The sequence below is a fragment of the Argonema galeatum A003/A1 genome (genome assembly GCF_023333595.1).
Lineage (GTDB): Bacteria > Cyanobacteriota > Cyanobacteriia > Cyanobacteriales > Aerosakkonemataceae > Argonema > Argonema galeatum.
In genome coordinates this window covers 1-24,978 of sequence record NZ_JAIQZM010000004.1, presented here as the reverse complement: position 1 = coordinate 24,978, position 24,978 = coordinate 1, and the positions used below count along the sequence as shown (strand labels likewise).

The 24,978-nt window shown below is 44.4% G+C and carries 23 protein-coding genes and 1 pseudogene; 15 read left to right on the top strand and 9 right to left on the bottom strand.

From position 1 onward, the window contains the following. Nucleotides 1–220 precede the first annotated feature (220 nt). Nucleotides 221–1,234, bottom strand: a complete 1,014-nt coding sequence (locus tag LAY41_RS06190) for a hypothetical protein (protein WP_249095359.1) — start codon at nucleotides 1,232–1,234, stop codon at nucleotides 221–223. 64 nt (nucleotides 1,235–1,298) lie between these two features. Between LAY41_RS06190 and LAY41_RS06185 the strand changes: the two genes are divergently transcribed. The 10 genes and pseudogenes from LAY41_RS06185 (at nucleotide 1,299) to LAY41_RS06140 (ending at nucleotide 10,161) form a co-directional block, all read left to right on the top strand. Next, nucleotides 1,299–1,889: a hypothetical protein gene (locus tag LAY41_RS06185; protein ID WP_249095356.1), complete on the top strand. Its 591-nt coding sequence runs from the start codon at nucleotides 1,299–1,301 to the stop codon at nucleotides 1,887–1,889. A gap of 41 nt (nucleotides 1,890–1,930) precedes the next feature. After that, a complete protein-coding gene (locus LAY41_RS06180) occupies nucleotides 1,931–2,185 on the top strand; it encodes a hypothetical protein (protein WP_249095354.1) in 255 nt (84 codons plus the stop codon). A gap of 12 nt (nucleotides 2,186–2,197) precedes the next feature. Next, complete coding sequence (locus LAY41_RS06175) at nucleotides 2,198–2,599, top strand: type II toxin-antitoxin system VapC family toxin (RefSeq protein WP_249095352.1); 402 nt, start codon at nucleotides 2,198–2,200, stop codon at nucleotides 2,597–2,599. An 8-nt stretch (nucleotides 2,600–2,607) separates the two neighbouring features. After that, a complete protein-coding gene (locus LAY41_RS06170) occupies nucleotides 2,608–3,159 on the top strand; it encodes a Uma2 family endonuclease (RefSeq protein WP_249095350.1) in 552 nt (183 codons plus the stop codon). Nucleotides 3,160–3,205: 46 nt separating this feature from the next. Continuing rightward, entirely contained in the window at nucleotides 3,206–3,505 is a 300-nt protein-coding gene (locus tag LAY41_RS06165) for a hypothetical protein (RefSeq protein ID WP_249095348.1), read from the top strand. Between the two features lie 152 nt (nucleotides 3,506–3,657). Next, entirely contained in the window at nucleotides 3,658–3,855 is a 198-nt protein-coding gene (locus tag LAY41_RS06160) for a PIN domain-containing protein (protein ID WP_249095346.1), read from the top strand. Between the two features lie 19 nt (nucleotides 3,856–3,874). Continuing rightward, a complete protein-coding gene (locus LAY41_RS06155; protein WP_249095345.1) occupies nucleotides 3,875–7,099 on the top strand; it encodes a CHAT domain-containing protein in 3,225 nt (1,074 codons plus the stop codon). Between the two features lie 371 nt (nucleotides 7,100–7,470). Beyond that, a complete protein-coding gene (locus LAY41_RS06150) occupies nucleotides 7,471–7,689 on the top strand; it encodes a hypothetical protein (protein WP_249095341.1) in 219 nt (72 codons plus the stop codon). A gap of 7 nt (nucleotides 7,690–7,696) precedes the next feature. Continuing rightward, a pseudogene (locus tag LAY41_RS06145) lies at nucleotides 7,697–8,650 on the top strand (protein kinase domain-containing protein); the annotation flags it as partial. Between the two features lie 263 nt (nucleotides 8,651–8,913). Then, on the top strand, nucleotides 8,914–10,161 hold the full coding sequence (locus LAY41_RS06140; RefSeq protein WP_249095339.1) for a nucleotidyl cyclase domain-containing protein: 1,248 nt from the start codon (nucleotides 8,914–8,916) through the stop codon (nucleotides 10,159–10,161). Nucleotides 10,162–10,217: 56 nt separating this feature from the next. On the opposite strand, the gene ppc is transcribed toward LAY41_RS06140, so the two are convergent. After that, the gene (gene ppc, locus LAY41_RS06135) at nucleotides 10,218–13,370 is read right to left on the bottom strand and encodes a phosphoenolpyruvate carboxylase (protein WP_249095336.1); all 3,153 of its coding nucleotides are present in this window, start codon (nucleotides 13,368–13,370) and stop codon (nucleotides 10,218–10,220) included. Nucleotides 13,371–13,474: 104 nt separating this feature from the next. Then, nucleotides 13,475–13,711 (bottom strand): hypothetical protein, encoded by a 237-nt coding sequence (locus LAY41_RS06130; protein ID WP_249095333.1) that lies wholly within the window; start codon nucleotides 13,709–13,711, stop codon nucleotides 13,475–13,477. Between the two features lie 66 nt (nucleotides 13,712–13,777). Here LAY41_RS06130 and LAY41_RS06125 point away from each other — a divergent pair, with 66 nt between their 5' ends. Beyond that, nucleotides 13,778–13,945: a hypothetical protein gene (locus tag LAY41_RS06125; RefSeq protein ID WP_249095330.1), complete on the top strand. Its 168-nt coding sequence runs from the start codon at nucleotides 13,778–13,780 to the stop codon at nucleotides 13,943–13,945. Nucleotides 13,946–14,084: 139 nt separating this feature from the next. Here LAY41_RS06125 and nadB read toward each other — a convergent pair whose 3' ends face one another. The 3 genes from nadB to LAY41_RS32185 all read right to left on the bottom strand — a co-directional run bounded on the left by nadB (nucleotide 14,085) and on the right by LAY41_RS32185 (nucleotide 16,459). Beyond that, entirely contained in the window at nucleotides 14,085–15,743 is a 1,659-nt protein-coding gene (nadB, locus tag LAY41_RS06120) for an L-aspartate oxidase (protein ID WP_249095327.1), read from the bottom strand. A gap of 299 nt (nucleotides 15,744–16,042) precedes the next feature. Then, nucleotides 16,043–16,324 (bottom strand): molybdopterin-binding protein, encoded by a 282-nt coding sequence (locus LAY41_RS06115; RefSeq protein WP_249095325.1) that lies wholly within the window; start codon nucleotides 16,322–16,324, stop codon nucleotides 16,043–16,045. Between the two features lie 12 nt (nucleotides 16,325–16,336). Further along, entirely contained in the window at nucleotides 16,337–16,459 is a 123-nt protein-coding gene (locus LAY41_RS32185) for a molybdopterin-binding domain-containing protein (protein ID WP_275973940.1), read from the bottom strand. A gap of 107 nt (nucleotides 16,460–16,566) precedes the next feature. Between LAY41_RS32185 and LAY41_RS06110 the strand changes: the two genes are divergently transcribed. From LAY41_RS06110 to LAY41_RS06095, 4 genes are all read left to right on the top strand, one after another. Then, entirely contained in the window at nucleotides 16,567–19,770 is a 3,204-nt protein-coding gene (locus LAY41_RS06110) for a DUF1574 domain-containing protein (protein ID WP_249095323.1), read from the top strand. 174 nt (nucleotides 19,771–19,944) lie between these two features. Beyond that, nucleotides 19,945–21,462 carry an MBOAT family O-acyltransferase gene (locus LAY41_RS06105; RefSeq protein WP_249095321.1) on the top strand — a complete coding sequence of 506 codons (1,518 nt, stop codon included), beginning with the start codon at nucleotides 19,945–19,947 and terminating at the stop codon, nucleotides 21,460–21,462. 71 nt (nucleotides 21,463–21,533) lie between these two features. Further along, complete coding sequence (locus LAY41_RS06100; protein ID WP_249095319.1) at nucleotides 21,534–21,809, top strand: hypothetical protein; 276 nt, start codon at nucleotides 21,534–21,536, stop codon at nucleotides 21,807–21,809. Then, a complete protein-coding gene (locus LAY41_RS06095; RefSeq protein ID WP_249095317.1) occupies nucleotides 21,799–21,963 on the top strand; it encodes a hypothetical protein in 165 nt (54 codons plus the stop codon). Before LAY41_RS06100 ends, LAY41_RS06095 begins: the two co-directional genes overlap by 11 nt. A gap of 26 nt (nucleotides 21,964–21,989) precedes the next feature. Here the strand turns inward: LAY41_RS06095 and LAY41_RS06090 are convergent, their stop codons facing one another. The 3 genes from LAY41_RS06090 to LAY41_RS06080 form a co-directional block, all read right to left on the bottom strand. Then, nucleotides 21,990–23,018 carry a S1 family peptidase gene (locus LAY41_RS06090; RefSeq protein ID WP_249095315.1) on the bottom strand — a complete coding sequence of 343 codons (1,029 nt, stop codon included), beginning with the start codon at nucleotides 23,016–23,018 and terminating at the stop codon, nucleotides 21,990–21,992. A gap of 105 nt (nucleotides 23,019–23,123) precedes the next feature. Further along, nucleotides 23,124–24,116, bottom strand: coding sequence for a S1 family peptidase (locus tag LAY41_RS06085; protein ID WP_249095314.1), 993 nt, complete (start codon nucleotides 24,114–24,116; stop codon nucleotides 23,124–23,126). Then, nucleotides 24,113–24,721, bottom strand: a complete 609-nt coding sequence (locus tag LAY41_RS06080; RefSeq protein WP_249095311.1) for a COP23 domain-containing protein — start codon at nucleotides 24,719–24,721, stop codon at nucleotides 24,113–24,115. Before LAY41_RS06080 ends, LAY41_RS06085 begins: the two co-directional genes overlap by 4 nt. Nucleotides 24,722–24,978 lie beyond the last annotated feature (257 nt).

Below are 24,978 nucleotides of genomic sequence, written 5' to 3'. Positions count from 1 at the left end.
CTCGACGCTGCGACCCTGGTAGTCGGATGAAACATATCTTTTTGATAGTTTACCACAATTTGCGATCGCACGGTTCAAACCTCTGGCATTTATACTTTATTAACTCAAGTTGCTAATTCGTTCAATTTGCTCTTGTTCGGAATCGATATTAGGTACGTTGTTGCGCTTTAGCGCTAAAAGAGCGCTAAAGCGCAACAACGTACCTATTGAATTTGAGCTATTAGGGCGATCGCTTTTTCGACACATCGGGACTAAGAATCATCAATTGTTCGCCTAATTGACTTTCTTGAATGGCGATAACTGGAGGACGATCATTAGGATTTGCATTTGGGGGTAAGGCGGGAAACAGATAAATCCAACCACCACGTTCCATTAGTAAACGCCAAACGAGCGGATCGTTTGAATCAGCCGTATTTGTTCGTAGTCGTGGCGCTAAGTCATTAAATAAACCTTTATCTCCAATGAAATGGTAGCCTTTTCCTGTAGGAGGTTTCGACGCATTATCGAATTTACGTCCCAAGGCTAAACGGTTTTCAGGCGCAACTAGAGTAACGACGGGTAAAGTAGAATTTGAGCCAGCATCTCGTCTTGCATCGATAGTACCTTGATCCCGTGCTAGCAAAAATAGAGCGATCAGAATGCCTGTAACTATAATAATTTCATCCAAAAAAGATTGGCGCAAATTGAGCGGGTTAAATTTAATCGCACTCAACTTATTAATGATAAACCCCGCTAGTAATTGTAACCAAATAATAAGTTTTGATAACCTCGGTTGTTGAGTGGCAGAAGCAAATTTAGACTTATTTAGGTATTTGCTTAATTCTTTGTTAAAATACTCAATTATCTTGATAATCAACCAAATCAAGCCCGTTAACACCAAAGCGATTAAAAATTGCAACCATCTGAGTATTTTTGCAACCCAAATACTAAATAATTGCAGCAACCAGAGTGTTAGTTGAATTAAGATAAGCGTGGCTATAGCTACCAATACTGTTTTGCCTAATTGCCATAAGCTATCCACAGATGCAAAGCTTCCGAAAAATACTTGTAGGGGAACAAGAAGAAATGATTGTGGCGGTAAATCTAACGTCGTTATTTCCAACTGAAAAAAATAGAAATACGACCAGCGATAAATCCAACCAGTAAAGAAAAGTGCAGCACCCAATAAACCAACAACGCTGGCAACTTTGCCTAAAATATTCGGTTCCTGGGTAGGTTCGGGAGTTGGGGACACAAAATCACTCAAAAGCTAGATGAACTATAATAAAGTGTAGCTCAGTAAAAAAGTTGCCGAAGCTATGAAAGCTTTTTTAAATATATTAGTTGTGGCACTTGTAGCGACAGCGCCCCAGTTAGGAGGATGCACCCGCGCCCCAAGTGGTAACGATGTAGGGAGGGGAAATTTACCTGCAGCACAAGCACAAGCCAAGGTGGATGAGGCATTAGTACCCGTCGCGTTACCTAAATTGGCAGTAGTTTCTCTCAAAAACGGTGACAAAATAGAAGGTGAGGTAACGGAAATCGATACCAAACAGCAAAAGTTGTCCCTTCAGTCCCTTCAGGGAGAGAAAACTATCTCTTTTCCCCTCAACCAAGTTGAGAAGATAGAATACAGCAAGAATGCTTTAGTTTACAAAACTGATGGGCGTCAGGTTATTCGAGGTGAGGGTGTTGCAGCCGCAGGGGTTCAAGAAAATTGGAAATCTCTTCAGCTAGATGATTTTCATTCGCAACAAGGTAAAGGTGAAGTGAAGCTAAAGCCACCTGTAGTTTCTGAATTGAAATTGCAAGGGATTTTGTCCGTGTCAAAAAATAGGTCTTTTGTAGTAGATGAAATTCAGTTTGATTGGCAAAATAGGACGATGACTATTATGGCAACGCCGTATTAGTTTAATTATGTAAGCTATTAGGTAGTAGCAGGGAGGATAATATGAAAATCAAAGGCATCAAACGGGGGAGAACGATCGAACTGTCAGAGGACGTTAATATTCCTGATGGTCAAGAGGTGAGCATCGAGATTGAGGTGATTCAGCAAATGAGTGACGAAGAGAGGCTGAAAAAGATGAAGGAATTTTTAGAAAGTCCGTGGGAAGGTAGAGAGGATTTTATGAAAACTATGGAAGAATTAGAAAGAGAAGAAAGGGCTAATTGGGAAAAACTTTATGGCGGACAAGTAACAGAATAAGGGTAAAAGCTTGTGTATTTACTAGATACCAACATTTGTAGCGCGATTAACGATCGAAATCCAAAAGCTTTAGCTCAATTTTCCCTTAAGTACGCTCAGTGCTATGTAACTACGATCGTGATAGCAGAACTTTATAAGGGTGCGTACTGTTCTCAACTGGTTGAAGATAATCTCAGCCGAATAGAGCAATTGGTTAGCTTGATGCCAACTATTGTGGAATTTGACCAAAATGCTGCGATCGAATTCGGCATAATTCAGGGTGAGTTAAGACGAATTGGCAGACCTACTAAGGATATAGATGCGCTAATTGCTGCTGTAGCTCGATCGCGTGGAGATATCCTGGTAACTCACAATACTAGGGATTTCATCAATATTCCAGGGTTGCAATTAGAAGATTGGTTAGAAGAGGAGTAAAAACAGCTATGAATCTCACCGTAGAAGACTTAGAAAATTTACAGCTAATTTTACAAGAAAAACAACTTGATTATAAACTCGAACTGGTAGATGGTAAAATTCAAGTTATGGGTTTATCAGATTATATATCTGAAGTTATTATCGCTAGGTTAGTATTTTTGCTGCAAAGCTGGGTGCTACCGCGCCAACTCGGTTATGTAACTGGGTCAAGTGCGGGATTTAGATTGCCAAATGGCAACTTACGAGGGCCGGATGTATCTTTTGTTTCGGCTGCACGACTCAATCCATTACCCCGTTCTTTTGCCGAAATTGTCCCCGATTTGATGGTAGAAGTAAAATCGGCTTCGGATAGTATTCCACCTCTAGAAAAAAAGATTCAAATGTTTTTAGGACTGGGTACGCAGGTGGGGATATTAATTGACCCCGATAAACTAACTGTGACGGTTTATCGCTCTACGGGTGAGCCAATTGTGTTAACTGGTAATGACACGCTGACTATCCCAGAGTTATTTCCTGGTTGGGAATTGCCGATTTCGGAAATTTGGCCGCAAGTGTTTTAGTTAAATGATAGTACAATTTTAAGTAAAGTTTACTGCGAGGGAAATTATGGAAACTGTCAATATCAAACAAGCAGCCCGACGATTAATCGATAGCTTACCTGAAAACTGTACCTGGGATGACCTGATGTATGCAATTTACGTTAGGCAAACAGTAGAAGCGGGGCTTGCTCATAGCAGAGATGGTAAAATAATTCCTGTTGAGGAAGTAGCTGTTAGAGGTAAGTCGCAATTCTGGGAACGGCTAGAAGAGTTTCGCCAAGAAAATAATGTGGAAGAATTAGGTATTGAGGCAGATTTTTTTGAGGGATTACGGGATAAATCACCCGGTCGTGAGGTGATTTTGTGAGTTTACTTTTCCTGTTAGATAGCAATATTATTTCAGACTTAGCTCTTGCACCAATTGCATCGCCCGCCTGGGGTTCAAACCCCAGGCTAATAGCAAAAGTCCTCTTAAGAGGACTAAAATCATTTTTCAGTCGTCTTTAGACGACTTTCGCTATGAGCCTCAGAATTAATTCTGAGGCGGGTGAGTGCGTAGTGCAAGATCTGGATCAGAAGTATTTAGGAAAAACGCCTCCTTTTGCAGATGGTCAAATTGCTGCTATTGCCAAAGTTAATCATCTGATTCTTGTTACAAACAATGTGTCAGATTACGCAGATTTTATTGAACTTCAAGTAGAAAACTGGTTTATATAGGTTCGGTGAGATGAGAGCGATGAAAAGAATTATTAGCGGTGTTTTGGCTTTGGGTGTTTGTTTGACACCTCTGACTCTTCCGCTGATGGTTCGACCTAGTTGGGGGCAAAGTGAAAATTTACAGCAAGAATTACAGCGACTTTTACGCCAAGCAACGCAACAAACTCAGCAAGGGCAACTACTACAGTCTATAGCAACATTTCAGCAGGCTCTAGCTATAGCACGACAACTTAAAGATAAAGAAATTCAAGGAGCAGCACTGCTGGGAATTGGTTTTAACTATAACAAGATTGGACGGAAACAGGAAGCATTAGATTTTTACAATCAGGCTCTTGCTATCTTCGGGGAAATGGATCGCCGCTTGTGGGAAGCCACTACTCTCAATAGCATCGGCATAGTCTATAGAGACATTGGACAGCCGCAAGAGGCATTAAAGTACTATAACCTAGCTTTAGTAATCAGGCGAGAAGTTAATGACCGTGCTGGGGAAGCTACTACTCTCAATAGCATCGGCATAGTCTACGGAGACATTGGACAACCACAAGAGGCATTGAAATACTATCACCTAGCTTTAGTAATCAGGCGGGAAGTGAATGACCGCGCTGGGGAAGCTACTACTCTCAATAGCATCGGCACAGTCTACGGAAACATTGGACAGCCGCAAGAAGCATTAAAATACTATAACCTAGCTTTAGTAATCAGGCGGGAAGTGAATGACCGCTCTGGGGAAGCCGTTACTCTGAATAATATCGGCTCAGTTTACGACGACATTGGACAACCGCAAGAGGCATTGAAATACTTTAATTTGGCTTTACCAATCATGCGGGAAGTGAATAACCGTTCTGGGGAAGCTGCTACTCTAAATAATATCGGTGCTGTTTACCAAGACATTGGACAGACGCAAGAGGCATTGAAATACTTTAATTTGGCTTTACCAATCATGCGGGAAGTGAATGACCGTTCTGGGGAAGCTGCTACTCTAAATAATATCGGTTCAGTTTACGACGACATTGGACAACCGCAGGAAGGGTTGAAATACTATAATTTGGCTTTACCAATCAGGCGGGAAGTGAATGACCGCGCTGGGGAAGCTACTACTCTGAATAATATCGGCTTCGTTTACCAAGGCATCGGACAACCGCAAGAGGCATTGAAATACTATAATCTGGTTTTACCAATCAGGCGGGAAGTGAATGACCGTTCTGGGGAAGCCGTTACTCTGAATAATATCGGCTTCGTTTACCAAGGCATCGGACAACCGCAAGAGGCATTGAAATACTATAATCTGGCTTTACCAATCATGCGGGAAGTGAATAACCGGACTGGGGAAGCTGGTACTCTGAATAATATCGGCTTAGTTTACCGAGACATTGGACAATCGCTAGAGGCATTGAAATACTATAACCTGGCTTTACCGATAATGCGAGAAGTGAATTATAGGGTTGGGGAAGCTGGTACTCTGAATAATATCGGCTTCGTTTACCAAGGCATCGGACAACCGCAAAAGGCATTGAAATACTTTAATTTGGCTTTACCGATTATACGGGAAGTGAATTATAGGGTTGGGGAAGTTACTACTCTGGGCAATATTGGCCTGTTATACCGAGACACTAATAAGCCGATTCAGGCGATTTTTAAATTGGAAGAATCGATCGCAATTGCTTTAGAAATGCGTAAAGGCTTACAGAAGGAAAATCGGCAAAATTTTTTAGACTCAGATCGACCCAAAGGAACTTCGATCGCACTCATCTCCCTCCTCATCGACCAAAACCAACCCGATCGGGCCTTTCGATGGGCCAACCTCGCCACCACAGCCGACCTCGCCGACTACACCCGCCTAATTAACGCCAAAGTTTCTAACCCACAAGCACAGCAAAAAATTGACGAATGGAATCAAAAAAATCAACAATTGCAATTCCTCCAACGACGATTGCAAGACAACTTTTCCGAACAACTATCCCGACAAATGCGGGAATTAGAATCACAAGTATTTGCAGACGCAGACAAAATTTCTAAAGAATTTCCCGAAGCAGCCGAACTATTTGAAACCACCCGCACAGATATTAAACAGCTAAGAGATAGCATCCCCGCCGGAACGGTTGTAGTTCAACCCATCTTGCTGACAAATGTAAAAAACGTACCGAATACGGTAGCCATATTTATCATCACCAAAGACCAACTAAGCGTAATAAAAAATGCGATCGACGCGAAAGAATTCGATAAACTCCTCACGGAATACCGCCAACAATTGCAAAACGACGGCGACACTCGCTACACAGAAACCGGAAGTAAAATTTACGACATTCTGATTCGTCCAGTAGAAGACAAAATCCAGGCATTCTCTCCCAAACAATTGAGCATCATCGCCACAGGCAAACTGCGCTACATACCCTTTGAAACCCTTTACGACAAACAAACCCGCCAATACTTAATCGAAAAATATCCCATCAACTATCTCACTCGCCTTTCTCCTCGTTCATTGTTAGTAACTCGCAATTTCCCGCTTCTAAAAAATATTGCCACCCTCCCAGGTATCGCCGCAATAATCATCATTAGTAGCATTGCGATCTGGATGTGGCGCAAATTTGGCATCGTACCAACTGGAGTTTTGATAATTATCTTAGGTGGCGGCACATACTACTTCATAGTTCAGCCGAACGCTCATGTTTTAGCATTAGGAAATCCCATCCCCCGCGACCCGCAAAATCTACCCGGAACCGAAGAAGAAGTGAGAAATATCGCCCAACTCTTCCCCGGTAGCGAATCATTTCTCCACGACAACGCCACCCTCGACAAATTCAAAACTTTTGCACCCCGCTTTCCCTTCCTGCACCTAGCAACACACGGCTGTTTCCAACCCGAAGGCTGTCCAAAATTAGGCATGAAAGCAAATACTATCCTTTTTGCAGATAAACAATTAAATATTGCCGACGCCGCTTTATTGGGATTGCAGAACACCGAACTCCTCACCCTCAGCGCTTGTCAAACCGCCCTCCAAGCTAACTCAAACGGCGAAGAAATTGCCGGACTTGCCTATATATTTGAACGTGCGGGTGCAAAAGCGGTGATGGCGAGTCTCTGGAATGCTGAAGATAATACAACTAAGGAGATTATGATTCAATTTTATCAGAATATCAAAAATGGAATGAGTAAAGGAGAAGCGCTGCAAAAAGCGAAATTAAGTCAAATTGAACGCCATCCTTTTTATTGGTCGCCTTTTATTTTGATTGGCGATGCGCGGTAGATGTAGAGGTGAGGTATTTGGGTGATTCGCACACACCCGCCCGGAAATCAATGATGCTGTTGGTAAATTGATGAGATTTTAATTCTACACAAAGCCACTGACTTCGCTTGGGGCCCGCCTGCGATTCAAATCGCAGGCTAATAGCGAAAGTCCATTAAAATGGACTGAATATTAATCTTCCAGTCCACTTCAGTGGACTTCAGCTATTAGCCTGGGGTTTGAACCCCAGGCGGGCTGGTATCAAAACCAAAATTGCGATCGCCAAATCTTTCGCCTCTACAAGGATGTCTGGCGATCGATCTTCTTATCATAACAGAAACCCGGTTTCTCAAAGAAACCGGGTTTCTAGGCCCATGCTGAGCCCTACCGATATGAAACCAAAATTGCGATCGCCAAATCTTTCCCCCCTACAAGTATGTCCCGCGATCGATCTCCCTACGAGAACAGAAACCCGGTTTCTCAAAGAAACCCGGTTTCTAGGCCCACAGGTGCGATCGCGACAGCGATGCGTAACATTATCGCCCTTCCTACAAAATCACGTTAAACTCTTAGTAAGCAAGGGTTTCTTCTATCTAAAATCTAAGATCTAAAATTATTATGAGTTATTGCCTCAATCCCTATTGCCCAAATCCCCAAAACCCAGATGTAGCACTCTTTTGCGTCACCTGCGGCACCAAATTAATCCTAAAAGACCGTTACCGCGCCATCAAACCGATCGGACAAGGGGGTTTTGGTCGCACATTCCTAGCAGTGGATGAAGACAAACCATCGAAACCCCCCTGCGTAATTAAGCAATTTTTCCCTTTAGTTCAAGGTGCGAGTAACCTTCAAAAAGCATCGGAATTATTTACCCAAGAAGCGGTACAACTGGATGAATTGGGCAAACATCCCCAAATTCCAGACTTGTTAGCATATTTTATCATAGATAATCAGCAATATCTAGTCCAAGAATTTATCGACGGACAAACTCTATCCCAAGAACTAGCTGAAAAGGGTACTTTCAATGAAATTCAGATTCGGCAATTACTCAACGATTTATTGCCTGTCTTGCAATTTGTCCACAACCATCAAGTTATTCACCGCGATATCAAACCTGATAATATTATAAGGAGAAAAAGCGACAAAAAACTCTTCCTTGTCGATTTCGGTGCCGCTAAAACCACTACTGGCAAAGCTTTGCAGCAAACTGGGACGAGTATCGGCAGTCCAGAATATGTCGCACCGGAACAATCTAGAGGTAGGGCTGTTTTTTCTAGCGATATTTATAGTTTAGCAGTTACCTGCATTCACCTATTAACTGGAATGTCGCCTTTTGATTTATATGATATGAACCAAGATGTTTGGGTGTGGCGGCAATTTCTGAAAAATTCCGTCAGTAACCAGATGGGTAAGATTCTTGATAAGATGTTGGATAATGCGATCGATCGACGTTATCAATCAGCTGCTGATGTTCTCAAAGATTTAAATGTTCAAACACCACCAGCCGCGACACCAAAACCCCAAACCCCTACAAATCCAACTGTAAAACCATCTCCCGTTACGCCAGCTATTCCAGTTAAAAGTAAAATGGATGATGAATTAGCACAATTAAAATCTGAATTGCTTAATCCTCTAGCACCTAAAAAAAATCAGCAATCGCCATCTCAGCAAACGCCGTCACCTAATTCTACCACAGCGAAAAGCCAGATAGATAAGGAATTGGAAGAGTTGCGATCGCAATTCGGCCAACACCCTAAATAATTAATTAAAATTGTCGGGTTATTGGCTCTTTGGCAGTATAATATTTTTGTCATTACGTTTGGACTGGTAAAAATATGGCAGATAAATTTAGCAAAGAACGATACTCTCCTTCATTTTTTGACCTTGCACAAGATATTACTGGTGGTTTACCAATCAAGCTGGTTAACCAGTGGCTAGAAAGTGAACAAACGGAAGAAGATGCTTTGAAGCTGCTCGATCAGTATAAAATCAAAGGCTATAGTGTCTCTTCTGATTCCGCTGGTTTAACTAAACTCACCCAGCAAAAAGGCTTGATGGAAATTCTCGCAATTATCAATCAGCCAAAAGAAATTGTGCATGGTTACGGTACTGGAATTGGCGGCGAAGGAGTTGGCATTTGGGCTGCTGATAATACGCAAATGTTTTATCCAGAATCAGTTAAGGCTGAAACTCTCTTGTCTGCATTGCTAACTATGCAGGATGAGATTAAGAAAACCTGCAAAATTAAAATTGGGCTGGGGGCGCACTTGGGTGAGTTTTATTACATTAATGGTGGCTTATATGGATTAGAAGCAGATGCGATCGAAGAAATTGCTGAAAATGAAACCGAAGGTGGCGAAATTGCTATCAGTGAAGGTATTTACAATCTCTTACCAGAAAACCACCAGTTTGTAATTGAGAAAAAAATCGCCCATCCTATAATAGGCGAAATATTCCGAGTGCTAGATGGCCCGCATTTAGCTAATGTCCAACATGGGAATGCTAAATATCCTATTCCCTACTCTGAGGATTTTTATGCTGACTTAGTTAGTTATCAAAATCAACTGGATGATACTAAGTTTGGTCAGCAATTGGCAGATAAGTACATGATTAAAAAAGTGGTCGTACTGATCGAACGGGAGACAAAAGAAATTGAATTACATCAAGTTTCTATGTTAACTAATATCTCCCTTTCCACAATTTTAAAAGATGTGGGTATGCGGCTGCTTTCTCAAAACAATGGTGTTGAAATCAAGGTAGTTAGCAACTTAGGAATTTACATTTTTGACGATGGAGTAGCGGCGATTAACTTTGCGAAATTGATTCGTGAAGAATTAGTTAAACAAGACCTTAGCTGTCGAATTGGCATTGATGTAGGCCCAGTTTTAATATTCGATCTACCTGTCGGTGGTAAGGATATTGCTGGTATGCCCGTAAACATTGCTTCTAAAATGGCGCAAGATAAAGGAAAGTTAGGCAAATTGTACTTGAGTGCAGCAATGAAAGAGTTGGTAAATTTAAATGGATTTACAGAAATGAAATACACCGTTTCAGGCGTAGAAATGACCGCATACGAAGGTTAACATAACTCAGAAACCCGGTTTCTTCAAGAAACCGGGTTTCTTTGTACCAGCGATCATCATCCCGTATTCCGCATCCCAGCAGCAATACCGTTAATCGTCAACAACGCACCGCGCAACAATTCACCGCGACTGTGACGAGAATCGATCACTCCAGAAGCAGCTTGAGTCTTGCTTTGACGCAAGCGTTTCAGCAGAGACACTTGCAAGAAACCCAGCGGCACAATGTTACCATTGCGTAACTGGACCGATCGCTGCAAATCTGGATCGCCATCCAACAAACGTTTGTGATCGGTGATGCTTAGTACGAGATCCCGAGTCAGATGATATTCATTAGCAATCTGTTCAAACAACCTTTCAAACCGGGGCAAATCTTCAGATAACGATAATTCCCGCACGTAATGATGAGCGAGTTGCAAGTCAACTTTTGATAAAGTCATCTCCACTTTGGAGATTACCATTTTGAAGAACGGCCACTTGTAATAAAAGTAGCGCATTAACTTCAAGTTTTCCTGCGGGTCTTCGTTTAAAAAATCCTGAAGTGCAGTACCAACACCATACCAAGCTGGCAGCAAAAAGCGGCTTTGCGTCCAGCTAAACACCCACGGAATAGCACGGAGAGTAGTTAAATCCCTCTTTCCGCTGCGGCGACGCGCCGGACGAGAACTAATTTGCAATTGGCTGATTTCATCAATTGGAGTAACGCTATGGAAGAAATCGATAAAATCAGGTTGTTCGTAAATCAAGGCGCGATAGTGCGTGCGTGATTTAGCTGACAACTCTTCCATTATTTCGTTCCAGGGTTGAATATCATCAAACCCAGTCCGCAATAAGCTGGCTTGAATTACGGCAGAAGTGACAGTTTCCAGGTTGTAAATAGCTAATTCCGGCCAAGAATATTTAGAGGCTAACACTTCGCCTTGTTCGGTAATCTTGATCCGCCCGTTGATGCTGTGACCGGGTTGTGCCAAAATAGCTTCGTAGGATGGGCCGCCGCCGCGCCCTACGGAACCGCCGCGTCCGTGGAAGATGCGTAAATGGACATCGTATTTTTCTGCGATCGCTTGCAGTGCTTTCTGCGCCTTGTGAATTTCCCAGTTACTACTCAAGAAACCAGAATCTTTATTGCTATCAGAATACCCCAACATCACCTCTTGCAGGCTTTGGCGCTGTCTGTTAGCAGTCTCTGGCGTTTCGTCTGAAGTTTTTAGTGCGATCGCCGACTTACCACCAGCAAGCAAAGACCGATAACAAGGCAATTCAAACAGCGTCTGCATCACGTAGGGAGCTCGTTTGAGGTCTTCTACGGTTTCAAACAGAGGAACTACGTACAGCGTACCTTCCCCTGTAGATGGGTCGTAGAGTCCGGCTTCCTTCGCCAGCAGCAACACTTCCAGCAAGTCGCTCACATCGTGGCTCATGCTGATGATATAAGTTTGGCAGATTTCTGGGCCAAACTCTTGTTGAAGCTGACGCACTACGCGGAAGGTTTCAATAATTTCGTTAGTTTGAGGGCCAAACGGAAGTTCTGTTGGAATTAAAGGTCGTCTGGTTTGCAGTTCCGCCACCAACCATTCGATTCGTTCTTGCTCTGTTAGTTCGTTGTAAGGCCGGGGTAAAATTTGCAAGTATTCGGCAATTTCATTAACGGCGTCAGAGTGATGGGTACTTTCCTGACGGATATCCAGGTGCGCCAGCTTGAAGCCGTAAATTTCTACCTGACAAATTAGATTTTCCAGATCTCGACAAACTAACCCGGTTTCCTTGAGGTTGCGCTGGATTAGCCGCAATTGAGCCATGAATTCGGAGGCAAACTGGTAGTAGCTGCCTGGATTGGGTTGCTTGAGCTTGTCCCGTTGCAGGTCATCGCTGTTGTAGAGTCGCCAATTGCGATCGCGGGTATTTTCCAACCGCTTCTTCACAAAAGATAGCTTTAAGCGATAAGGCTCTTGCCGATATTTAATTGATAGTTCTTCGTATACCTCTGGCATTTGCATTCTATTTTGCTCCAGAGATTCCAGCAGTTCCGGCAATACATCGCACCAGTGCAAAGATAAGCTCAAGCGCTCGATCAGCTGTCCTACCGATTTGATATATTTTTCCAACACCAGATTGCGCTGGTAGCAAGCTGTTTGCCAAGTGATCGCCGGTGTTACCGAAGGGTTACCATCCCGATCCGATCCTACCCAGGAACCGAACTTGCAGAAGTTGTGGTTGGGAGGACGCAGATTACCAAAGGAGCTGTTTAAACTTCTCTCTAAGCGTTGATAAAGTTGAGGAATAGCATCAAACAACACTTCTTGGAAGTAGTGGAGGGTATAGTCTACTTCATCTAACACGGAGGGTTTGAACTGATGCAATTCGTCGGTTCGCCACCACAGGCGAATTTCTTCTGTCAATTCCTCTTGGAGTGCTGATGCTTCCCAAGGAGCATCCGCGCTGTTCCACAGGGACGCTTCTGTGATTCCGGTACTTCGTGCGGTTTCCCCAAGGTTAGAGTAGCTGAGGTTACAGTATAAGGTTTGCCCGTTTTGCTCCACTTCGTCGAGTTGTTGTAAAATCTTGGCAATGCGCCGCTGCTTGTCTCTAATGGTGTGGCGGACAATTTCCGTGGGGTGAGCTGTGAACACCAACCGGATATCCAGGTTGTCAATCAGTCGCTGGATCACTTGCGGTGGCATATTTAATTGCCGCAATTTGGGAAACAATGATTGGAAGGTGCCTTTTTCCCGCTTTTGCCCGTTTGTTTCTTGCCAATTTTTTTCTAGGGAGTCTCCTCCGGGTACGGCACTTTTGGCTTCTGCATCCAGTTTGGCAAATGCTTGCAGTGCGGGATCGGCTGGTTCTTTAGCGGGTGACATCCTTAAGGAAAGCTGTTGAGCCCGTTGCTCGTAGTGCTGTTCGACAATGTTGATGAGCTGGAAGTATAGCGCAAAGGCTCTCGCAGCGCGAATGGCAGCGTTAATATCCAGGGTTTCAATTATTTTAGAGACTTCTGCGTCTTTTTCGTTGGTCGCTTGTCCCTCTGGAGAACAAAGCGATCGCAGTTGCTTTAGTAAATCCACCAGTTCCTGACCGCACTCCGATCGGAGAACAGATTCCCACAAGTCCTCCACCACTTTGAGGCGATGGCGCAGATACAATTCGGATGGCGAATCGGATGGCGATGCAAGATGAACTGCCTGATGGTCAGAGTGGAGTAAGGAACTCATAGGGTCTGCTTTAGCTGTTCTTGGATATTCCACAATTTTAGGCTCTTAAGTTCGATCAATTTAGTCTCATAGAAGACCAACTGACTGCCAGAGAGCGGTCTTTTTTATTCAGTTTGCTTTTGGGCCCGATCGGGGAATTCGATCGCCGGTAACCGATCGCCCCGAAATACTTCTTCGCTTGCTTCACCTAGCGCTTGTAAAAGCTCTATTGATGCTTTACCACATAGTATTCCCAAAAGCAATGGCCCTGTCGCTAGGCTCACCAGCATTTCTGTGGGAATTATAGCCTGAGAAACGTTAAAAGTTTCTTTTTGGGGTAGATTTGTGCTATCGCTCTGCATAACGTACCTTGATAACTATGACAAAGTATCTAACTTGGATATGACACCGCTCGCACGGAGGCGCTCTTGTTTCTTATTATTGCGAGTTTTCAGAAAAATGGTTGTCTTGGAAAAGTGGCTTTTGCAGCAGGTACGTTGTTGCGCTTTAACGCTCTTAGAGCGCGGCATCGCAACAACGTACTCATTATCTATGCCGAACAAGAGTCAATGGAACTAACTAGCAACTTAAGTTAATAGTCAAGATGTTGACCCGAAGAAATGAATTATTGTCTAATTAGGTAGTTAGCGTAGTTGAAAAGATTCTTATAAATGTTGCAGAAATTATGTAGCTGTTAACATAGCCAGTGTTTTCGAGCGATAATTTGCCTTTCAACTACCTGCATTTGTTGAAATAACTGTGCACCAAAGTATGCACTTCCCAATTTTCAGAAGTTTGCGGATAATCGCTCCGGTAATGAGCGCCCCTGCTTTCAGTGCGCCATGCAGCACTTTTAAGAATTAAATAACCCAAATCCAAAAGATTAAGCGTTTCCGCCACCATCCGCAACTGCTCTTCAGCATCAGTCGAGTCTAACCGTATCATCTGGTGGGGCGATAGATTCACTAAAAACTCAACGCTCTTAAAACTAGCCAACATTTCTCGCCAATCATGCACTCGCTCCAGTGCCAACTCCAACAACTCCCCTTGACGAGAAATACCCGCACTTTCCCACATCAAATTCGGTAACATTTGCCGAATCGATGCTATCTTTTCCATCTCCTCCTTCCAGTCAGAGTTTACCTGCATCAAAGAATCAGAATCCGGCCCAACCAAAATTGGCTCAATTTCAATTCGAGACAGTTGAGCAGCAAACACAACACATTCCAACAAAGAATTACTAGCTAGACGATTTGCTCCGTGAACCCCCGTACTCGCCGTTTCCCCAATCGCATAGAGCCCGCGAACGGAAGTACGACTCATCAGGTCGCAAGCAACTCCGCCCATCCAATAATGAGCAGCAGGAGCAACTGGAATCGGCTCCTGAAAAACATCAATACCCCATTGTTGACAGACATTAATAATATTAGGGAAGCGATAGCGAATGCGGTCGGGGTCAATCGGTCGCAAGTCTAAGTAAACGTGAGCGTGGGTGGGGTCTGTAGCAGTTTTGTGCAAGTGATGGAAAATAGCTCGACTAACAACATCTCTGGGAGCTAACTCCCCGGCAGGATGATATTCAAAGGCAAAGCGGTAACCGCGATCGTCGATTAGATGCGCTCCTTCCCCGCGAACAGCTTCGCTAATCAGAAAATGGGGAGCGCCTGGTTTAGTTAAAGCAGTGGGATGAAATTGGAAAAATTCTAAGTCTCGCAAAACTGCCCCCGCACGCCAAGCTAGTGCAACTCCATCTCCGGTACTGACTTTCGGATTAGTGGTTTGGGTAAATACTTGACCGCCCCCACCTGTTGCGAGGATGACTGCAGAAGATTTTAGCCACCGGATTTGACTTTGGTAGAGAAGGCTAATACCTTGAACGCTATCTTTTTCTGGAGTCAGCCACAAATTTAATGCCACTGCCTGGGAAACTACCTGAATATTCGGACGTTCCCGAACTTTGGCAGTTAGGGTGTCGATAATCGCTCTACCTGTAGTGTCTGCTGAATGAAGTACGCGAGGGCGAGAGTGGGCAGCTTCTAGGGTCATCGCCAGTTTTTCTCCTTTGCGATCGAAGGCTACACCCATTTCAACTAGGTGCGCGATCGCTCCAGGAGCATTTTCTACCAGAAATTTTACGGCTTCGGGGTCGCACAAACCCACACCAGCCTTCAGTGTATCTTCTAAGTGCAAAATTGGGGTATCTGACGGGTCGATGGCAGCAGCAATGCCTCCCTGTGCCCAGTTACTTGAACCAGTATGTATCGCATCTTTGGTAACCAAACCGACTCGCAGATGATCTGGCAAACAAAGGGCTGCATAAAGTCCTGCTGCACCAGAACCCACCACTATAATGTCAAAGTGGGGTGGGATATCTAGAGATGTTAATCTTGGCATTCCTAAGAGTATTTTTTGATATAGATTAGAGAGATTATAGTCGTTCTCTCAAGATTCAGCCACCTATTGTTGCACTTTGGATGCTCCCGTTGAAACTCCTACTTCTCAACGGTTAAAGCCAGCAAAGTAGAAGCAATTAGCGCACCGCTCAACCCTGACCTCTCCCCCAGCCCCCTCTCCTACCAGGAGAGGGGAGTTTCCAGAGTCAGAGTGTTTTTTACTCCCCCTTCCCTCCCAGGGCAGGGGGTTGGGGGGTTAGGTGTTCAAACTGAGGATGCTCCCGAAGCAGATCCTATTTCTCAACAGTTTGTGCTTTCTTCTACCTTTGAGATGACTGCTGATGCGGCTCCAACAGGATTGTCGATTGGAATTGAACCCATAGGTAAACTACCCATTTTTTCTCGTGCTGGTGTCATTTTTGAATCATCAACATATCCTTTTTTAGCAAATTCTTGATACTTTTGATTGACAAAAGCGATCGCTTCTTTATTTGCCTCTAAAGGCTGATTTATTGCTTGGGCTATAGCTGCAAGAGTCATGTCGTCAACTGTTGGCCCCATTCCTCCTATTGTAAAAATCACCTCTGTTTTCCTTTACAATGCCGATTGTATTTCTGTAGCAATTGCATCTAAATTATCTCGGAGGATTACAGAACGGTTAACTTGCCCACCAATACCAGTAATTTTTTTGATAATCCAGTTAGTATAAGTCATCATCAGAACAGGCTATAATTCTAGTCGTCTTGAATTCAGCGGCTCTGGCCAATCAGCGACCGAAAGGTCAAAATGACGATTCCCAAAAAAACTCAGGTAATATTGCCCTGATGGTAAAAGTCAATGAACGCAAACTGGCGAACAACGCCTCAACCCTAGAGCAATGGGCCGATCGGGCAATTCTTATTGCCGGAGTGCAAGTCAGAGTCCGATTACGAGCTAACAAGCTGCATATTCTGTGCGAAGGTAAAGAGTGTCCCGACAGAGAAACAGCGGTGGATCGATTCGTCCAAGCGCTCAGGGCCACAAACATCAATGACCTGCTTGGTGCTGAAGGGTCTTCGATCGATCGAGTGTTTCTTTACGGTCGCCCTTTGGGTGAAAAGCGCCCAGATTGGACAGAGCCGATCGACCTCAACCAGCTATACAATCATCACGAAGAGTATTTAAGGGAAGTAAAATTTCCAAAAGCGGGTTTAACCAGCAGCCACCGGAAAATGTCAGAAATATCATTAAAACCGCCTTTAAGCAGTCAGGAAATTCTACCGTGTCAAATGGCAGAAGTAGTGGAATCGACTGAATCTTCCCAAAACCGGGCTCGTCAAGGACATCCAGAGGCTATAGCTCAGTATCTCGGTAAAAATCTCCAGTCCTTGGGAGTGCGGGTCAAGGTTGTGGCAAAAAGCCTGCAAAGAAAGAATGACAGCGGCTGGATGAAGAATGAAAATTCAGCACCAGATGCAAAAAAAGAGCGTCGCCTTTGGGTGTTCTGCGAGTCCGCCTACAGCCCAGATCCGTCATTGCTAGCTTCCCCAATTGCCCAGCAGCTGCGGGATCTGCGCGTTGAGGGGTTCAGAGATGCAGTCATTATCAGCCAGGTTAGCGGCGAAGAAACTCCAGATTGGATGCTGCGGGTGGATCTGACTTCGCCAGAGGAAATGCTCTCTTCATGGGCAAGCTGGGGCGACGAGCGGGCTCTGGCGCGATTGATCGATCGCGCCACAGAGCATCTGTATATGGAAGTATCGGCAGTGAAGAAGGAATCGACACTGCATATTTCCTGTACGGAAAAGAACAAATCTGCTAAGAAACAACAAGACGATCGCGAGACGCCGGATAAGGAAAAGGCCGTATCTGCTCTAGCACCCCTTTTAAACTCCCTTGCACCTAGAAATATTCAAGCTGCCATCATCTACGGTCACGAAGCAGAATCCTCATCACCAGTTTGGGTAGATTGGCTGAATTTACCAGCAGCAAGTCTAGAGGAATTAGCAACCCCCCCAGAAGAACTGGCATCTGCTGGAGACGAAGCAGCAATAGAGTTTTTGCTGGGTCGGTTACTCAATCCAGACCTGGATTGGCGTCTGGCTACAGGTGGCATTCGCGTACAAGCCCGACGCAAAGAAGATTTACTGCATATCATGACCGACGGGCCGGTTTGTCCGATCCAGCGACAGGTGGCCGTACCAGTTGCTAACTTCGTGCGTAAGCTGGAAATCCCTGGAATTTCAGGCGTCAGGGTTTATGGTCGTCGCGCCGGTCAAAAACAACCGTTGTGGAATTCTGGACTGGATTTTGTCGCCCGGAATCACCAAGCAGAGGAAACTACCCCAGATTTTGCGGCAAGCGATGAATATGTTGAAGAGGTGACAACTGATAGCCTCAACTTGGAAAATTCATACCCTCCTTCATGGGGTTCCCCCAACGGGGAACGGTTAGCAGATATAACCGTAGCAACAGAGGCAAGGGAAGTCTCAAAAGAGATAGATCCGCCACAAAATAAGCCGCGCGATCGAGCTTGGCACAAGATGATGCAGGCGCTCTCGCAGGCACTGGTGCGATCGCAAATCTTCACTCCCGGTGTCGAAACCCACAACTTCCTGTCTTTACCCGGTCAAGTAAACTATCAAGGCGTTAAAGTGGCTTTGGTGTGGGGTGCGGTGGGAATTATGCTGACCTGGAGCCTCGATTTAGTTCTAGGCCAGATCCTCAGAAACACGGAAAATCAGCTTAAGGAGTCGTTAGTCTTATCTCAAAAGTCATTAATTTCTGACGAAATGACCGATGAGCAAACACAAAAGCCAAAGAACGATCGTGGCAATTCCTCCCAATTACCGCAAATCTCTCTTGGGCAAACGTCTGCTAAAAATTCCAAAGTATTCAATTCGTCAGGATTTACTAAACCAAGCGGTACGGAATTCAACCTAAACGCCACGGGTGCAAGTGCCACTTTAAGTAAGCCCGCGTCCTCCTACCCCAGCTTCAACAATCCTCAGTTAGACGAAAAACTAGCTCTTTACAAGCAGCGCGTCGCCCAGTCAGGACCACCCGATATTCTGATTTTGGGCAGTTCCAGGGCACTGCGGGGTATCGATCCGCAAACGTTGCAAAAAGCTCTGGCCGCTCAAGGTTATGGAAACATGGAGGTGTTTAACTTTGGCGTAAACGGTGCTACAGCCCAAGTCGCAGATATGATGCTGCGCCGCTGTTTGACACCAGAACAATTGCCGAAAATGATTATTTGGGCAGACGGGGCCCGTGCCTTTAACAGCGGTCGTACAGATGCGACCTATAATGCGATCGCCGCATCTGCTGCTTATAAACAAATGGTTTCCGGTACCCTGCCAAGAGAAAATTCCCTAGAAGATCGACCTGCGAAAAACCTAGAGCCTTTCACCGCAACACCAAGCGTTCCAGGCGGAAGCGGGCTGTTTATCAACTCGCAAGCGATCGATCGATGGTTAAATCAGTCTTTTGCGATCGCTTCCTCCACCTACGAAGAACGCGATCGTCTGCAAACCCTCCTGCGTAATGGATTTGCCAGCACACTCAGTTTTTCTTCATCTCAGCGTCAGAAAAACCAGCAGCCCGTTATCAGCGACAGATTGGTTGACTGGGATGGCTTTTTGCCAGTGACTATCCGCTTCAATCCCACCAGCTACTATGAAAAGCACTCCAAAGTCACAGGCGAATACGACAACGACTATAAAAGCTTCCAGCTAGCAGGCACTCAAGTAACTGCCCTCGAATCCTTCGTTCAGTTCACCCAAGCTAACCAAATTCCCGTGATTTTTGTCAACCTACCCTTGACAAAAGAGTACCTAGACCCTTCACGGAGTCGGTACGAACAGGAATTTCAGATGTATATGCTGCGCCTATCCCTCAGTCGTGGATTTATCTTCCGCAATTGGAGTCAGTTATGGCCTACCCGCAATGACTACTTCTCTGACCCCAGCCACCTTAACCGCTACGGTGCGATCGCCGTTTCCGAACGTCTCGCTCAAGACCCGCTCATTCCTTGGCCCAAAAAATGAAAGGGGCTAGGGGCTAGGGAAGAGGGCTCTTGAGCAGAGGGGCAGAGGGGCAGAGGGGCAGAGGAACAGAGCAGAAATTTTTTTGACCACTGACCACTGACCACTGACCACTGACCACTGACCACTGACCACTGACCACTGACTAATGACTAATTTTCTTTTGACTTTTAACTTATGAATTTTGTCTCAATCTTTTATGGAATATTCTTGTTGTGCATTCTCTTAATCTACTGGACTGTGCAACACCAGACATTGCGATTGTGGATACTTCTAATTGCCAGTATCGTCTTCTATGCCACATTGCAAATCCAGTACATTCCCCTGCTTTTTGTCGTTATCCTAATTAACTTTCGGCTGGGACTTGCGCTGGGACAACGTACCGTACCGAGGCTGCGTCCTTCAGCTTGGCAGTTGACCAACGAAGATTGGCAATCTCTACAAATCGACTGGGATAAACGACGCCAAAAAATATTATGGCTGGGTATCGCCCTGAATGTTTTGTTATTGTTGGGCTTTAAATATGTACCCTTTTTCTTGAATTCGATCGGCGCATTTCTGCACTTGCCACAAGCACAAACACAAGCTAGCTGGGTTAGCCTTCACCTGATTGCGCCTTTGGGAATCTCGTTTTTCTGTTTTGAGTGCATCGCCTACTTAATTGATGTATATCGCGGTGCTACTGCAACTGGGGAGTTTCTCAAATTTGCAACTTACAAATTTTTCTTTCCCAAACTGATTTCAGGGCCGATCGCTCGCTATCATCACCTGTCAGCCCAGTTTAATACGCTGCGGTTTCCGAGTAGCGATCGCGTAGTAGAAGGATTGTGGTTGATTGCCTGCGGAGCCTTTAAAAAAGCACTCATAGCCGATAATTTGGGAATTTTCGTCAAACTCTGCTTTGACAACTTACAGCGCACCGGCAGCGGTGACTTGTGGCTGGCTATCCTCGCCTACGGACTTCAGCTATATCTGGATTTCAGCGGTTATGTCGATATTGCTATTGGTAGCGCCATCCTATTGGGGTTGAATCTACCCCAAAACTTTGATTTCCCTTACTTCACTACCAGCATTGGCGACTTCTGGCGGCGCTGGCATATAACTTTGGGAGATTGGCTGCGTAATTATTTATACTTTCCCTTGGGTGGATCGCGGCAAGGTCTGGCACGCACCTGTCTCAACTTGTCGATCGTCATGCTAATCGCCGGTATTTGGCACGGTGCAGCTTGGGGATTTATCGTCTGGGGGGGATTGCACGGTTTGGCTTTGGTTGCTCACCGACTCACAGAAGCTTTATCCCATCGTTTTTCTGGGTTGAAAAACTGGTGGCAAAGTATACCAGGTACACTGGTGGCATGGCTGCTCACGCAATCGATGGTCTTCACATCCTGGATCTTCTTCCGGTTACCTAATCTGCAAGATGCTGGCTGGGTAATTCAGCACCTGTGGGGACATCAAGGTGATGTTCAATTTGCACAGAAGGTTTACGTGGAAGCACTGGGACTGGAGCGTTTCCAACTAGCTTTGTTAGTTTGGGCAATAGTTGCAGTGATGGCGATCGTATTTGCCTTGCATCGAGGTCTGAAGTTACAGTTAAATTGGCCGATCAAAATACTATTAGTGCCGGTAAGTCTGTACGCAGTTTGGCTGTTGGCTCCCAAAGAAGGTTTACCCTATATCTACTTCGATTTCTAGAACACCTGGACAGAGGGGAGAGAGTGCGATCGCATTCCCGAAAAAATGGGCAAAAATAGAAGCATCGCTCTATGGTGAACTGGATTATGGGTAGAGAAGAACTGTTACTGGAACGCTGGCGAGAACTCACACCCGATCTTCAACAAAAAGTTTTCGATTTTGTTGAAGCGCTTAAATCTGAATCAGACGCAACAGCATCAGAATCCGACTACATTCCACAAACGCCCTTAGCTAAGAAGCTATGGGAAATTCGTCAACGAGCGATCGCCTCTGGAATGCAATTACTCAACGAAGCAGAAATTGAACAAGAGCTTGCTGAACGTCGGGGTGGACGCCGTGAGTCTTAAGAAAACATACATCGACTCTGGCGTTTCGATCGCTGCTTTTCAGGGTGTTCACTCAACCAGCATTCGAGTAAACTTCCAACGCGATAGACAAAAATCGCTCAACTCATTTCAAATATTTTATCTCCAACTCATCTACATTGGCAATACTGAATAACTATAATCTTTCCTCCCATCAATTTCCTACTGCTCATTGGGGCACACATCATCTAGCCCTCTTAAAATCCCACAATTTACACCCTCATTAGGCACTCTTTCATCATTTCTAGGAGAAGGTGTTGGTGTCACCCAATTTCCGCCAATTACCGGATAAGGATCTATTTTTAAAATTGCTTGTAACCCAACTGGCAAATCTGATTTAAAATTTGCCAATAGCCGGCTTGAAACCCCCAAATTATTACCGTAATCTGGCGTAGGATTTGCCGGTAGAGGCTGACAAGCTTTCGGGTTATACTGTTCCTTTGAATTTTCGGTTTTCGCATGAATTGCCACCACGCGACCGCCTGCATCAAACAAAGGGCTACCACTCATTCCCTTAATAGTATTATTATTATAGTACACATCATATCCAACCAGATTATTGTCACTAGCTGATGCCGTACTTAATTCAATTTGTTGAGTAATATTTCCCAAGCTAAACTGAGAGCGAACCACTTTCACTCCGTTGGCAAAAGTCGCGCAAGGAAGATAGCCAAAAATATAAACAGGCATTCCCGATTGTAAGGAGGAAATGGCTAATTTAGCGACTGCTTTCGCCTTAGCTGGTTGGCGGTTAGACTTTAGCTCTAATATTGCTAAGTCGATATTATTAGGCAGTTTTTTGACAATTCGCTGATAATTTAAATTAGTAACTAGAAACGTTTCACCATCATAAGTAATAACTTCATACGGATCTTCAACTTGTAATCTACCCTGACCGTTATTCACCACTCCGGGAGGTCTACCAATAACGTGGATAGCTGTCATAACATAGATAGTATTACCCCTCTGACCGATAATTACTCCAGACCCCAAACCTTGACCACCACGGCTAATGGAGACGGTACTTTTTTCTGCGATTTCCTTAATTCTATCTTGTGGTAGTGCTTGGCGTACTTGTGCTTGCGAAATAGTCCGCTCCACCCGTGACGCATTTGTACCAATTGCTAGATTTATAATTATGCCAGCAGCAATTAGGAATAAAAGTATGAATTTTGTCAATTTTAATTTCATAAATGTTTACTAATCTCGGTCTTTCGGAATTATTATGCTAATGTTCAAAACGAAGATTTTGTACTAGGGGCACGGCTTCATCAGTATCTCGGTCATACCAAGATTTTAAATATGCCGTGCCCCTACGACCGCATATTTGACCTGAAAGAACCAGGTAATGATGCAATTTTTTTTCCATAATTGTGCAGTATTACTGCTTTTTTGCGATGGTATTTTGATATGCTCAAATGGTTTTATAGGAGCCAGGTTTAAGTAAGTTTCAATTGGAATACCCCAGGCAAAATGTTTCATAAAACCTTGAGTTTCCGGTGAAGGTTGCGTTCCATCCATGTAGGCATAGGGATTATCATGTACAGTTGGTTCGCCAGAAAATAAGACCCGTTCTTGATTCTTACCCCTGCCATTAATGCCTACTACTCTACCGCTTTCATCCAAAATCGGGCCACCACTCATTCCTTCCCTGGTGTCATTGCTAAATCCTAGTTGATAGCCAGCATCTAAAGGTTTGCCAGATATAATGAATGAAGTAGCGGCACGACCGGATGTCAAGGTGAATCCTTCTTTACAGGAGTCGGTTCCACAGGGAAAACCAGCAACATATACCAGATCTGTATACTCTTTTAAGCTTTTTGCCTGACCCGATACGGCTTTTTCATAGTTGCGATCGCTATAAAACCATAACAGTCCCAGATCGTTACCCCGAAAATTGGCCTCGTATAGAAATAAGTCGTAAATTTTATTATCATAGGTTTGCACTTTATATCCACCACCCAAAGCTTTAGCTCTTTCCTTCAATATTTCTAATACATGATCGTTAGTCAGCACTAAATATAGGTAAATCGAATGCTGACCCTGTTTTTGTTCTTGTTTGTCAATTAAAATTCCTGATGCTCTGTCCTCCAAAGACTTTTCTGGGAAGACTCTAACCGTAATCTTTTCGGCTAGACTCCGTAGCTTTGAATCGGATATTTTAACAGGTTCGTGTGGCAGATCGGTTATTTGGGCTACACTAGATAAATCAATAGCCTGGATGGATAATTGGATCGCAATAATACACAAACAGGCTATTGCAAAAAGTATGGATCTTCGGCGGTTCATTCGATCAAATTATTCTGGGGAGTGCAAGCTACATTCGCTGTCTGATTTTCACCTGCCAGCCAAGCATTGATATCAAAATAAACAGGACAACTTGACGATTCAATCCTGGGGTCATTTTTAAAGTTTTCGCGGTTCAATCGCAGCAAATCCCGCAGAACCTCTCGTCCATCGTCACCCGGCTTTAGGGTGTAGAGTAGATCGGTGCAACCTGCACCACTCTTGTTGGTCATGCAGATTACAGACCGATTGCTCATTGTGCCATAAGTGATATAGCGCGAACCGGAGGCGATGTAACGATTCAGCCTATTTGTTACTTCCGTGCAGCGACGTGACGGAGTATAGCCTCTGAAACCATCATAAGTCCAACGAATAAACTCTCGCAGTCCATTTGAGGTTTTGGCAAATGTGGTTGGCGTACCGTTTCGGTTTGATTGACAAACAAAAGTATCTGATGTAGCTTGGGCAAAGTCGCTGACTACAACAACACAGCCAACTGCCAGGGCAGATGCGATAAATACAGATATGCTACCGTGAAATTTCATTCGTCTGACTACCTCTTTACTGTCGGTGACTGGGGCTTTCGGAATTATTATGCTAATGTTCACCAGGGAACATTTTTGTTGGGAAACGGCATCATAAATATGTCAGTCATACCAAAATTTTAATTCTGCCGTGTCCCTACAACAGCATATTTGACCTGAAAGAACCCGGTGACTTTAGTGTTAATCCCGTGGATTATATCAGATTGCTGAAAAAATCACAAGATGATAGTAGGTTCTAAATTCATTAGACCTCTCCAGAAATTAAAGGTGCTAACCCTTGAACCCTTGTAGAGACGTTGCATGCAACGTCTCTACATTCT